This is a genomic window from Nostoc sp. (assembly GCF_036916985.1).
Taxonomy (GTDB): Bacteria; Cyanobacteriota; Cyanobacteriia; order Cyanobacteriales; family Nostocaceae; genus Nostoc.
In genome coordinates this window covers 131,995-144,315 of record NZ_JBALFD010000022.1, presented here as the reverse complement: position 1 = coordinate 144,315, position 12,321 = coordinate 131,995, and the positions used below count along the sequence as shown (strand labels likewise).

Genomic DNA, 12,321 nt, shown 5'->3' with positions numbered 1-12,321 from the left:
AATTTTTATCGTAGATTAAAGGGTTTAAGAACCTGCAATCTACATGTAGCACCCATTTAAGTCGGGGTTTGTCTTGAGAAATCGCTCCACTTGGGCAAAGCCCAAGACCGCGTTTCTCGCTAAATCCCCGTTTGAAATTTCTTTAATTTTGAATTTTGTTAGCGCAGCGTTAACGAGTCATCGAGCGTCACGAGCGTCATTTTGAATTTTGAATTGTTAACCGGTTGGTACTGCATTGCGGAAACTGTAACCTATTAAAGAGTGTGGATTAAATAAGATGCAAAATGTCATCCTCTCTCTAGCTTCCCTCTCCTTTTTCTGACTTTTCACGTTATGTGGAAAAGTCCACCAAAAACCTAACCCCCTACCCGACACGGGAAGGGGGAAAATTCAAAGTCTCTCTCCTTTTAGGAGAGAGAAATAGAAGTGAGGTTTTCCAGATGCCGTGAAAAGTCAGATCCTTAATCAGTCGGCATTCGACAAATAAGTAAAAACAGAGCAGAACAAGTGAGGTACTACCGCTTTTTGGACAATGAGAATATACGATAAACGAGCGCGGAGGGATTTGAACCCCCGACCCACAGAACCGGAATCTGTTGCTCTATCCACTGAGCTACGCGCCCTCATTATTCCCGATCATAGCACGTCTGTGATAAAGTTTGCGGTCGAATTGGCAATGACTTAAAGATAATCAGTGGGGTTGACTGGTGTACCATTGCGACGAACTTCAAAGTGGAGGTGGGGGCCAGTTGAGAAACCTGTGGAACCGACAGCACCGATCGCTTGTCCCCGTTCAACTGTTTGTCCTTCGGTGACATACAACTCGCTGGTATGACCGTAGAGTGTCGTCAGCCCATTGCCGTGGTCGATAATTACTGCTCTGCCATAGCCGCCATACCACCCAGCAAAAATTACTTTTCCTGAGTCGGCTGCCCGAATTTTACTGCCATAACTGGCGGCAAAGTCTAAGCCGGCGTGAAAGCGACGATAGCCAAGAATAGGGTGTATCCGCCAGCCAAAGGGACTGCTAGTAGGAGCATCGCTGGGATATGTCATTACACCAGTTCCCCGGATGATGATATTTGTACGGCTGTTGGTTTTTGTTTGGGCTTCTTCTGACGATCTGGCTTCTGCTACCTTTTGTTGAATCAAGACTTCAAGATTTTTCGATTCCCTTTCTAGCTGATTTTGTGCCGCTTCCAAGGCCAGGCGATCGCTATTTAGGCGTTGAATTAATTCTGATTGCGATTGTGCCTGGGTTTGATAATCGGATTTTTGTGCCAGCAGTTGCTCACGAATCAAGGCAATTTCATTTTTTTGCTGTTCTACTTCCGTTTTTTGTTTATCGATCAGCTTTGCTTGGGTGTTGAGTTTTAGCAAAATTTTCTGGTCTGCCTGATAGACTAACTTCAACTGATGACGACGGCTGAAAAAGTCGCTGATATTTTCACTTTCAAGCAAAACTGCCCATCCAAAAGAAGCAGGCGATCGCTGGAGATAACGCAATCGTGCTACTGTTGCTACTTGACGCTCCTGATATGAACGTTCCGCCACATCTAAATCAGCTTCTAACTTCTGGAGACGCTGGGCGGCGAGTTGTAATCGTGATTCGCTCTCTTGAATGTAGCTATCTGTAGTTTGCACATTTTGCTTTAAGCCAGTGAGGTTTTTTTGAGCCTCTCGTTGGAGATTTGTTAAGCGATCGCGATCTTGAACCACACTCTGATGCTGCTGGTTCATCTGTTGTTGCTGTTGTCTCAAATTATCAATAGACCCTGTGGATATTGCGTAGGCTGGAATTAATGCCAAACAAATGTACAAAATGCAGCAAAATGCAATTGAGAAACAGCAATAAATCTGCTTTTTTTGTAGAAATCGCGCTCTCATAGTGCGAAGCCCCACCAAAACTATGCTTTCAAACACTATGAGGATTATTCCCAAAATCTGATTCACCCACTCCAACGCATTATTAAATTGGTATGCCAAGTTGTAACACAAGGATTCCAGCTATGTCAGCATTGAGCAAATATATTAGCAGGTGGTATATATGAATGCACGCATAGTAATTCTCTTAATTACTTTGGTGTGTCCAGGTTTAGCGGTGGTGGGAGTATCCTTGTATTGGTTTAATCTCGATTATGCAGCACTGATCAAAGCTGAAAGATATGTAGAAAAGCTGGTAGAGGTGGGAAAAGTAAATGATAGACAGTTAGAGTATGCCTATCATCGTACCTACATTCATCGCATCAACGTATTTGCCGATGGTACTTGGGGATTGCTAGGAGGCGTAATTACAGCGCTAGGGATACATGGATTAGTCAGTATTAAAAAATAGGTGGGGAGGGGGGAGATGAGGGAGATAAACAAAACTCCTAACTCCTAACTCCTAACTCCTAACTCCTAACTCCTAACTCCTAACTCAGCACTCAGCACTCCTAACGCCCCATGCCCATTAATTACGATTAACTTTCCAGTTTGCCAAATCAGTTAAAGAGCGATCGCGGTAACGTCCGTAACGCTCTGGTTTACTTTTGATTTTCACTCCTAAATCGGGAAAAATCCCAAAGTTGGGCGGCATTGGTTGGAAATGCTTGGGCGAAGCAGAACTAATAAATTCCAATAACGCACCCATCATTGTTGTTGGTGGTAAAACCAAAGCTTCTTTACCCAAAGCTAACCGCGCTGCATTAATTCCCGCCAAGCAGCCACCCGCAGCCGCAGCAGTGTAACCTTCAGTACCAATCAATTGTCCAGCAGCTAATAATGTCGGACGCGCTTTAAATTGCAAGGTAGGATGCATTAACTGGGGAGCATTAATAAAAGTGTTGCGGTGCATCACTCCCAACCTCACAAACTCCGCTTTTTCCAAACTGGGAATTAGCTGAAATATGCGCTTTTGTTCACCCCAACGCAGATTAGTTTGAAATCCTACCATATTCCACAGTTGACCGGCTTTGTCTTCTTGTCGCAACTGCACCACAGCATAAGGACGTTCCTCTGTGCGAGTATCTGACAATCCCACTGGTTTTAGGGGGCCGTAACGCATGGTATCTTCCCCCCGATGTGCTAATTCTTCTATGGGTAAACAAGCTTCAAAAAATTTTGCTGTTTCCCGTTCAAAACCCTTGAGTTCTATTTGTTCAGCTTTACAAAGTTCTTCTCGAAAATGCAAGTACTGCTCTTTATTCATTGGGCAGTTGAGATAAGCAGCTTCGCCTTTGTCATAACGTGATGCCATAAAAGCAATGTCACGGTTAATCGATTCTCCAACAATAATCGGACTCGCTGCATCGAAAAAGCTCAGGTATTCCATGCCTGTAAAGCGGAGCAAATCTTCTGCTAAGTCGGGACTAGTTAAAGGCCCGGTTGCTAAAACTACAATTCCTTCGGGAATTGCAGACACTTCACCCCGACGGAATTCAATTAAAGGATGACTAGCCAAAGTTTCAGTCAAGTCTTGGCCAAATTGTCCCCTGTCCACAGCTAGCGCTCCACCAGCCGGGACGGCGTGTTCATCAGCTTTGGAGATGACGATAGAACCTAGTTGGCGTAACTCTTCGTGCAATAATCCTGCTGCGCGATCGCTTGCCATTGCCCCAAAAGAATTACTACACACTAGTTCTGCTAAATGTTCTGTATGATGAGCAGGACTAAATCGCTTTGGACGCATTTCATGCAGAATTACTGGTACTCCAGCCTGAGCTATTTGCCACGCTGCTTCTGTTCCAGCTAGTCCACCTCCAATTACTTGTATCGCCTGTTTTTCCATAGTTAAATTTTTAATTCCCATATATATAAGTATCCATCAGCATCACAGAAATGAAGAGTGCTGAATTCTGAGTGCTGAGTTCTGAGTACGGCAAATATTTTAGTACATTTGTACTAAAATGCTGCTACAATGCCTTACAAGTCAGCTAGCCTTACTTGAGGTAGTAGTATGAAAAAAATTCAAAACACGGACAAAAAGCCCATTTTGTTGAAAGTTTCGCTGTTGCAGCCGACATCTGTAACTACTGCTATAGTGCCACTGCAACCCCAAGAGCAAAAAATCATCAGTGAACAGGAGCGTTTAATCACGCAAGTCGAACGCATTAATCAGATGGCAGGGGAGTTAGAAGCAGCGATATTGGAGTTGAAAGCGATCGCTAACACACTGAATACTCAAAAACGTTACCCAATTCTAAATCAGGAGGAATACAAAAATATTTGTCAGTATTTCGCAGTTAGCGTCCCTTGGGTGAGACGAAAGCCGGATGAATCATTTGTTTTGACAACGCGAAGAGTTGATTTATTCCGAGCCGAAAGGGAAGCCGCACTCCTAGCACAGCAACTTCGTCAGCAAACCAAAAAAAGATTAGCATCGCAGCGACACAAAAAAAACAAGAGTCGCGCTAAGAGGGTGTTTGAAAAGTTTTGAGGAGTCAAATGTTATGCTAATCGCCTTACCATGATCCGAATCATGGCAAGGTAAATAAATAGTAACTCATAGTCTCTCACCAATCGGCGGCTTTTGACTTGGTTCCCAACAAGAATTTTTTAGCTCTGCCGATTAAGCTAGGCTCTGAAAAAGATTCAAAGTCAGTATCTTATTTTTCTCTCATCAGATTTATAAAAAAGCGCTATTTAGATAAGGCAAATTTGTTCTGTTAATCACTACATCAATTATCTTACATCTGGAAAAATAGATGGCTTGGTGATATTTTTGAAAAAGAATGGTACTATCTGACATGGCGTAACCATTACGCTAAAAGATTTCCAAATAAAAAATACTCAACTACTTCTTGTGGCATGGGCATATCGCCCATCTGCTCTTTGCTGCGGGTAATAAGGCTCGATTTTCGATGACATCCTCTTCGGTAACTCTGGAGCCAATGTGCTTAATGGCGATAATGGAAATGATATTTTGTATGCTGGTGTTGGTGGTACTGATACTTTAACTGGCGGACAAGGCGCAGATATATTTCTTTTGCAGTTTGGAAAATCATTAGTATCAGTAGGCGATCGCATTACCGACTTCACCATTGGCACAGATAAAATTGATTTAGTGAATCAAGGTGGATTAGCCGTGAATGCACCTAGCAGTTTTTCCCGCGCCGCCGATAGCACTGCCACCACCTTACTAAATTTAGCCAATCAGGTATTTACCGATGTAAATGGAGCCTTAGCCGGAAATCAAGCTTTAGGGGTGAATGGTGCAGTCTTAGTCAAAGTCACAAGTGGAGCGATCGCTGGAACTTATCTCGCAATTAACGATAGCATTGCTGGTTTTCAGGCGAGTAGTGATGTGTTGGTCAATTTAACGGGATTAACAGGTACTTTACCCGCGCTGGGAAATATTGCAGTGAGCAGTTTCTTTATTTAGTTGGAGAAAATACCCTGATTTTCAAGCTAACCTGCCAAATGTGGGTTAATATCAGGTTTGACTATTGAACATCCAAAAAAAGATAACCTCCTGGCTGCTTGAACCAGGGGTATAAAAACAAATTGATTCATCTTTACAAGCGTTGTAACAGGCTCAAACCGTGGGTATCAGTACCACAGGTATTGAAAAGAAAGTACTCATCAGCCAATTTTTGCACTTGTTCTGATTCCACGACGCTGGGTTTCCAGGGGTTAGGGTTATTGTAGGCGTAGAAAGTTTCCACGCCATCGATACCTTTTTGGGCAGCAGCGGGAATTAAGTCGAAATGCGATCGCTTGTAACGAGCCGGATGAGCCAAAACTGCCAATCCCCCAGCTTCATGAATTGCGGCAATTACGTTACTTGCCTGATATTCTTGCCCTGTAGTCGGCCTTCTTTGCAGATAGGGTTTCATACTAGGGTGTTCTGTTCCAAAAGCGTAAGCCAAAATGTGAACTTCTGTATCCAAAAGATTGGCATTGATTTCCACACCACTCCACAAGTAAGGAGTGCTGGCACCAGAATTACTCCACTTCCAATCTTCTAACCAAGCAAGTGATGCTTGATAGCCGATAATACCATGATGGTCAGTGATAGCTAACCCTTTCAGCCCAATAGCGATCGCCTGCTCCATCAATGCACTCGGCTGCAATCTGCCATCCGAGTAGACAGTGTGCATGTGAAAGTTGAATAACTTTGGACAACTATGTGCATCAATGTTATGGAATACTTGCTTCAAAAGTTCTGCCGAAGCAGTAGTCCGGGCCAAATTTACAGCCATAACTCCCTCTGAACAAAAATATATATTCTTAACACACTAAAACGCTACATCTACAGATAAGAAAGATCCACCACTAAAAAATTAGTGTTGGTTGCTACTTTCTCAGCTTTCTCAGCAAATTTTTCAATATGTTAAGACTACGTTAGCAAATCTTAATCTCAGTAGTCATGGGTAATTTGAACTACTTTATTTTTAAGTAGTAATAAATATTGCATCTAAAACTTAATAAATACGCCTATAGCATCTGTGCTAAATGACTTAGATACTAAAGGCTTTTTAGAGTAGTTAGCTATAATCAGCCGAAAATGCAATTAGAATTTGTGTGTAAAAATCGTTATTTACCTCAGTAATTATCGCCTTGATTTAACTAATAACAACTTTAGCCACCGCATAAATAAGAAGATCCTGTGAGTTTAGAATAACTCTCAGAAAATTGGCGATGTCTACGCTAGCAGCTTATTACACCCCTCGCTCAATCCCAAAAGAATCTCCCTTCAAGGTGATTCCCAAGGGTTCTATTACTACCTCGCGACTAAGGGAAGCCTCAACCCTTCCGGCAATCACAGCCGAGAGTTGATGTTCTCTTGCAAGTAGGACAATTTTCTCTGCATCCTGCTCTGACTCTGTATAGAATGCGAATCCTGCACCGTAATTGAACACCGAAAGCATCGTCTGGGCCCCGCCCTCAAGATGACCCTCAACAAAGGTAAATATCTCTGGCACTGGGAGCATCGTTTCGATAACATACCGGAGCGGTTTCACCGAACGCATCAGCTTTTGCCAGCCATGACCAGTAATATTCTCCATCGCCGTGGGATGAATCCCTTCGCCAAGCACCGCCTGTACAAGCGGCGTATAGAGATATGATGCAGCATTTATCGCTTCCCAGAACTCCTGCCCACTTGGGAGTTTTGTTCTATAGCCATCAGGGAGCGACTCAGCCAGCTTTCGCAATGGGGTAAAGCCGTTCTCATGGGGTCCCGAACTCTCGACGAGAACAATGGTATTTCCGGCATCCAGACGCGAGCTATCAATCGGAGCAACACCAGCCGGCATAACGCCAAAAACCGAGCCAGCAATGTCGAGTCGCCCTGGAATCATCTTCGTTTTTAGTTGAGGAGTTTCCCCTGAAAGATAGACACAACCCACTCGTTTGCACGCTTCAACCACTCCATCCAGAAACCCATCAAGAAATGCGGGGGTAAAGATTGTTTCAGGAGTACTCGACGGCAAATAAAGACCGAGAAGTATAGTCTGCATACCGGAAGTTGCAGCATCATTCGTCAGACACGAGATAATCTTAATACCAATATTCCACCAGAATCGTCGCAGTTCTTCTTCACTGAGGTCGTCAGGGCGGGTATCGTCTGCGGTGCCCAGTCCTTCGGGTACAAGTGTCATCGAAAGTTCTCTAGCCCCCGCCTCTAGAAATGGAGCCAGGTTGAAGCTGAAAGCGTTGGCGCTGGCTCCTAAACCCGACGCGGGCACTATGCCGTATGTGCTTGCAAAGCCCAGTGTGCGTTTTGCAGCATCGATGAAGCGTCGTTTTGCAGCATCGAGAGTATCGTAATCGACTTGATCGAGAGCTTGAGCCATCAGGTTGCGTTTTAAGTGAAAAGTGGAAAGTGAGGAGTTAGGAAAACTCATAACTCATAACTCCTAACTCCTCACTTTAAAATACCTCATCTTCAATACCGCGCCACCATTCACCCAATTTCATCAAGTCTAGGTGAATATCTTCTAATTCTTTGGTATAAACATCGTCTGCAAGCATAGCTCGACGCTCTTGTAATTTTTTAAGGCGCAGTTGTACTAAAAGCCAAGGTTTAGTAATGCTATTGGTTGCTTCGATGTATTGCGCTAGTTCTTTGCTATTCATCTACCAGGACTCCTATTTGATCGTAAATTCAAGGATTTAAGACATTTTCTTTAGTTCGCATCGTTTCAATGAGAGTTGAGAAAGCCGATAGGGTAAGTCCATTGCCCACATCTAAATTTGGATCAATTGAGTTCATACCAGCGGTACGACGTACTGCTTTTTGTAACATCGGAGAGCTTCTTTTTTATGAGCCATAAGATTACATCTTGTAATATAGCATAATATAGCACTGTTGATATTCTTTACCTTAAATAACTTCAGTATTGAATAGTCTGAGATAATTACGGCAAATCTACAATGGTTTTTGCTACATAGCGATCGCTCTCATAAGTGCTTAAATTACTTAAATAAGCAAGCATTTGGTTCTTCAGGACTTATTATGCCAAATAATTAGTGACCCAAGTGAAAAATCGTCAATTAGTCAATTAGTATATAAAATTATGAGTAAAGTCGTTGATATGGTTGACATTGAAACCATATTTATTGTTAGGTATTGTAGTAAGGACTTTAGTTCATAGAATATTAAGGACTAAAGTCTTACTGGATAATTGAATTTTTTCCTTAATTTAGATAATGTTCAGCTATTTTGGAGCATTAGGGCGATCCTCGCTAGGAGGATGAGGTGGAATACCTAGTGCATCGATCAACTGTTGTTCTGTAACTCCTAACTTGGCGGCTGCGGCTTTCAAATCAGGTCTGGGTGGACGCTGATTGCGATCGCCTGCATTTGGAGGATTGGCAGGAACTCCCAAAGCAGCCTTTAACTGTGCTTCAGTGACTCCTAACTTTGTAGCTGCGGCTGCAAAATCAGGTCTGGGTGGACGCTGGCCTGGATTTGGAGAATTAGCAGGAACTCCCAACGCAGCTTTCAACTGTGCTTCTGTAACTCCTAACTTTGTGGCTGCGGCAGCAAAATCCGGTTTGGGTGGACGTTGATTGCGATCGCTTTGATTCGGAGAATTAGCAGGAACTCCCAACGCAGCCTTTAACTGTGCTTCTGTAACTCCTAACTTTGTTGCTGCGGCTTTCAAATCAGGTCTAGGTGGACGCTGGCCTGGATTTGGAGGATTAGCAGGAACTCCCAACGCAGCCTTTAACTGTGCTTCAGTGACTCCTAACTTGGTGGCTGCGGCTTTCAAATCCGGTCTGGGTGGACGCTGATTGCGATCGCCTGGATTTGGAGGATTGGCAGGAACTCCCAACGCAGCCTTTAACTGTGCTTCAGTGACTCCTAACTTAGCGGCTGCGGCGGCAAAATCAGGTCTGGGTGGACGCGGCTGTTCGTTTGATGGTTGGTTGGGTAGTTGTTGCGCCTGTGCTATTTTATCGAATTGATTAGCAGCATTTACTTGATTGAGTGAAATAAAACCAAATGTGCCAACTAAAACAGGAATTGCTGTCACCACTAGAACTCGACGAATATTCATCATTAAATCTCCAAAAATTTATGTTTCTAATTAAGTCATCTCAAAATGACAGTCTAACCCCTTTCGGGAATTAAAAATTAAGAATTAAAAATTAAAAATTAACATACTCCTAAATAAATATAAATTTAAAGGAATCACTGCTACAGCTAAGACTCGACGAGTATTCATAAAAATCAACCTTCAAAAGGTAGGTGTTCATATTTATAATTGAGCCACTTCAAAATTACAGCTTGCCTATTTTATAAATTACAGTTTTGTAATTTAAACAGAAAATAATGAATTTAGAATGGAATAATATGTGAACTCATAAATACTTGTGAACGTTCTATTTGTCGAAGATGAAGCGAAAATTGCTAACTTTGTCCGGGCTGGGCTGAAAGAGCAGGGATTTGTTGTAGATTACTGCGATAACGGTGATGAAGGATATCTGCGGGCATTAGATAACGCTTATGATGTGATTTTACTCGACATTATGATGCCGGGAAAAGATGGACTATCGATTCTAAAACTATTGCGGCGGCAAGGTCGGAATACTCCAGTAATTTTGTTGACGGCTCGGAATGAACTAGACGATCGCTTGCAAGGACTAAATTTGGGAGCCGATGACTATATTGCTAAACCGTTTTTTGTGGAAGAGTTAGTGGCTAGAATTCATGCTGTTATGCGTCGGAGTGTGAGCGAACGCCAAAATGTACTTGGCGTTGGGCCGATTAAACTCGATCGCATTACCAGAGAAGTCACTTGCAATCACCAGGCGATAGAACTCACCAGCCGCGAATTTAATCTTCTAGAATATCTGATGCGCTCTCCTGGACGGGTTTTCACTCGTACCCAAATTCTAGAACACGTTTGGGGCTACGATTTCAACCCCAACACCAACGTTGTGGATGTTTGTATTCAGCGAATTCGTAAAAAAATTGACCCCATTGATGAAGCAGTCTGGATTGAAAGCATTCGAGGGGTTGGATACCGATTTCGCAAGCCAGATTCTTCCTCATGAAACTCCCTTCCTTTCGACTCCGCCTTGCTCTGTTGTCTGCGGCTCTAGCTGGAAGCACATTAGTCGGATTTGGTGCAATTTCCTGGTTGCAGATTTACAATGCTAAGATTAGCCGCCTGGATGCAGAACTATTAAATCAATTGCTGCGGGCAATTCCGAACTCGCCTCAACGACAGGAACCTCCCATTCCCGGAAGTTTTTTCCAATCAGGCGATCGCCAATCTTACGAAGATTCATTATCTTATACTTTTGGAACTAATACAAAAACCCCCGTCGCCGTTCTAGTGCTTGATTCAAACGGCAATATACTTTATCAATCAAACTCCTTACCTGCCGATCTTGAGGTGAATCATCTGTTGCTGGCGCGTCTCCAGGTGACACCTTTACCACCACCCCCGAAGAGAGAACCACCGCCTTTATCCCCCAATACAAATCCACCCTTCGAGCCGCCGCCGCCGATTCGTCCACGTCCACCTCAACTTGTCACTGAACAGACGGCAAAAGCAGTCTGGCGGATTGGGGCCACTAAATTTCCCAATGCTCAGATTGCCATTGCCGTTAGCTTACAAGCCGTCGATCAAGAAATGGCTAGCATTCGCAATATCTTTCTGGTTTCAATTCCGGGAGCGCTGTTGCTAGTTGCAGTGGGAGCATGGTTAGTTTCTGGTGGTGCTTTGCGTCCTATCCGTCAATTAACGGGCGTAATTCAACAGGTGACTGTCAAAGGGTTAGATCAGCGGATTCCTATTGGAACAACTGATGTGGAATTTGTCGAACTGATTCAGGTGTTTAACTTGATGTTAGAACGCTTGGAACGCAGTTTTACTCAAGCTTCCCGCTTTAGTGGTGATGCGGCTCATGAACTGAAAACCCCACTAACTATTTTACAAGGCGAACTCGAACGAACACTACAGCAGGTTGATTCTGGTAGTGAAGTGCAACAGCGATTAAGCAACCTGTTGGATGAGGTGCGCCGCCTGAGTGGAATTATGCGGAAACTCTTGTTGCTATCTCTGGCAGATGCGGGAAAAATGAGCTTGTATCTGGTTGAGGTAGATATGTCTGAGTTGCTTATGGAGATGCTAGAAGATGTGGAAATGCTAGCTCCCCAGTTGACTGTGAAAACTGACTTCACTGATGGACTGTGGGTAAAAGGCGATCGCGATCTTTTAATTCAAGTTTTGCAAAACTTATTTAGTAATGCCATCAAATACAATCTTCCCAACGGCTGGATAAAAATTCGCACTCATCAAACTCCAGCAACCCTCAATGTAACCATTGTCAATGCATCCCAAGATATTCCAAGAAGCGAATGCGATCGCATTTTTGACCGCTTCTATCGCGGCGATCCCTCACGCAACCGCAAAATAGAAGGAATCGGACTAGGACTCAGCCTATCCCGCGAAATTGCCCGCGCCCATCGTGGCGATCTCACTCTTGAGTCAATATCTTCTGGTCAAACAGCGTTCACTCTGACTTTACCAGTGAAGTTATAAAATTAAATATGTGGAATATGGCGACTCAGCCAATCAGCATTTTCACGTAGGATATGCAGAATACTTCCGTGAACGACCGTTTCCAAATGTAGCCGCTCCTTTAAAGGGGAAGAGTAGAAAACTTTAGGGTGTCTAGATGATTCCTCTACCTCCTCGACTACATAGCGATTAGGGACATGACTTAAAATGTGGGCAATTAGCTTTTGCCGCAATTCATGAATTGAAAAGGCTAATTGATAAGGATGTTCAGGATACTCATTCAAGACATGATCAATTTCTTGAATGACGATTGGTAATGTTAAATTGATTAATGTGTGCGACATTTTTTAGCAACCTA

At 43.4% G+C, this 12,321-nt stretch carries 12 protein-coding genes and 1 tRNA gene; 5 read left to right on the top strand and 8 right to left on the bottom strand.

Translation table 11 applies throughout. The annotated features are described in order from the left end of the window. Window positions 1-550: 550 nt before the first annotated feature. Window positions 551-623 (bottom strand) — tRNA-Arg (locus V7L07_RS08865). Between the two features lie 58 nt (window positions 624-681). Next, window positions 682-1,887: a murein hydrolase activator EnvC family protein gene (locus tag V7L07_RS08860; protein WP_335056940.1), complete on the bottom strand. Its 1,206-nt coding sequence runs from the start codon at window positions 1,885-1,887 to the stop codon at window positions 682-684. A gap of 160 nt (window positions 1,888-2,047) precedes the next feature. On the opposite strand from V7L07_RS08860, the gene V7L07_RS08855 reads away from it, so the two are divergent. Continuing rightward, window positions 2,048-2,335, top strand: a complete 288-nt coding sequence (locus V7L07_RS08855) for a hypothetical protein (RefSeq protein WP_335056938.1) — start codon at window positions 2,048-2,050, stop codon at window positions 2,333-2,335. A gap of 117 nt (window positions 2,336-2,452) precedes the next feature. On the opposite strand, the gene trmFO is transcribed toward V7L07_RS08855, so the two are convergent. Continuing rightward, window positions 2,453-3,769 (bottom strand): FADH(2)-oxidizing methylenetetrahydrofolate--tRNA-(uracil(54)-C(5))-methyltransferase TrmFO, encoded by a 1,317-nt coding sequence (trmFO, locus tag V7L07_RS08850; RefSeq protein ID WP_335057097.1) that lies wholly within the window; start codon window positions 3,767-3,769, stop codon window positions 2,453-2,455. A 168-nt stretch (window positions 3,770-3,937) separates the two neighbouring features. Between trmFO and V7L07_RS08845 the strand changes: the two genes are divergently transcribed. Together V7L07_RS08845 and V7L07_RS08840 are read left to right on the top strand one after the other, a co-directional pair. After that, complete coding sequence (locus V7L07_RS08845; RefSeq protein ID WP_335056936.1) at window positions 3,938-4,417, top strand: hypothetical protein; 480 nt, start codon at window positions 3,938-3,940, stop codon at window positions 4,415-4,417. 417 nt (window positions 4,418-4,834) lie between these two features. Beyond that, the gene (locus tag V7L07_RS08840; protein ID WP_335057095.1) at window positions 4,835-5,362 is read left to right on the top strand and encodes a bluetail domain-containing putative surface protein; all 528 of its coding nucleotides are present in this window, start codon (window positions 4,835-4,837) and stop codon (window positions 5,360-5,362) included. A gap of 133 nt (window positions 5,363-5,495) precedes the next feature. Here V7L07_RS08840 and V7L07_RS08835 read toward each other — a convergent pair whose 3' ends face one another. The 4 genes from V7L07_RS08835 to V7L07_RS08820 all read right to left on the bottom strand — a co-directional run bounded on the left by V7L07_RS08835 (window position 5,496) and on the right by V7L07_RS08820 (window position 9,491). Next, window positions 5,496-6,182 (bottom strand): PHP domain-containing protein, encoded by a 687-nt coding sequence (locus tag V7L07_RS08835; protein WP_335056934.1) that lies wholly within the window; start codon window positions 6,180-6,182, stop codon window positions 5,496-5,498. A 459-nt stretch (window positions 6,183-6,641) separates the two neighbouring features. Beyond that, window positions 6,642-7,829, bottom strand: coding sequence for an AIR synthase related protein (locus V7L07_RS08830; RefSeq protein WP_335056932.1), 1,188 nt, complete (start codon window positions 7,827-7,829; stop codon window positions 6,642-6,644). Between the two features lie 25 nt (window positions 7,830-7,854). Continuing rightward, complete coding sequence (locus V7L07_RS08825) at window positions 7,855-8,061, bottom strand: hypothetical protein (RefSeq protein ID WP_179064108.1); 207 nt, start codon at window positions 8,059-8,061, stop codon at window positions 7,855-7,857. 581 nt (window positions 8,062-8,642) lie between these two features. After that, window positions 8,643-9,491, bottom strand: a complete 849-nt coding sequence (locus V7L07_RS08820; RefSeq protein ID WP_335056930.1) for a hypothetical protein — start codon at window positions 9,489-9,491, stop codon at window positions 8,643-8,645. Between the two features lie 313 nt (window positions 9,492-9,804). On the opposite strand from V7L07_RS08820, the gene V7L07_RS08815 reads away from it, so the two are divergent. Beyond that, window positions 9,805-10,488, top strand: a complete 684-nt coding sequence (locus V7L07_RS08815; protein WP_292852363.1) for a response regulator transcription factor — start codon at window positions 9,805-9,807, stop codon at window positions 10,486-10,488. Further along, window positions 10,485-11,984 carry an ATP-binding protein gene (locus V7L07_RS08810; RefSeq protein ID WP_335056927.1) on the top strand — a complete coding sequence of 500 codons (1,500 nt, stop codon included), beginning with the start codon at window positions 10,485-10,487 and terminating at the stop codon, window positions 11,982-11,984. Before V7L07_RS08815 ends, V7L07_RS08810 begins: the two co-directional genes overlap by 4 nt. A gap of 2 nt (window positions 11,985-11,986) precedes the next feature. Here the strand turns inward: V7L07_RS08810 and V7L07_RS08805 are convergent, their stop codons facing one another. Beyond that, window positions 11,987-12,307 (bottom strand): hypothetical protein, encoded by a 321-nt coding sequence (locus V7L07_RS08805; RefSeq protein ID WP_334775010.1) that lies wholly within the window; start codon window positions 12,305-12,307, stop codon window positions 11,987-11,989. Between the last annotated feature and the right edge of the window lie 14 nt (window positions 12,308-12,321).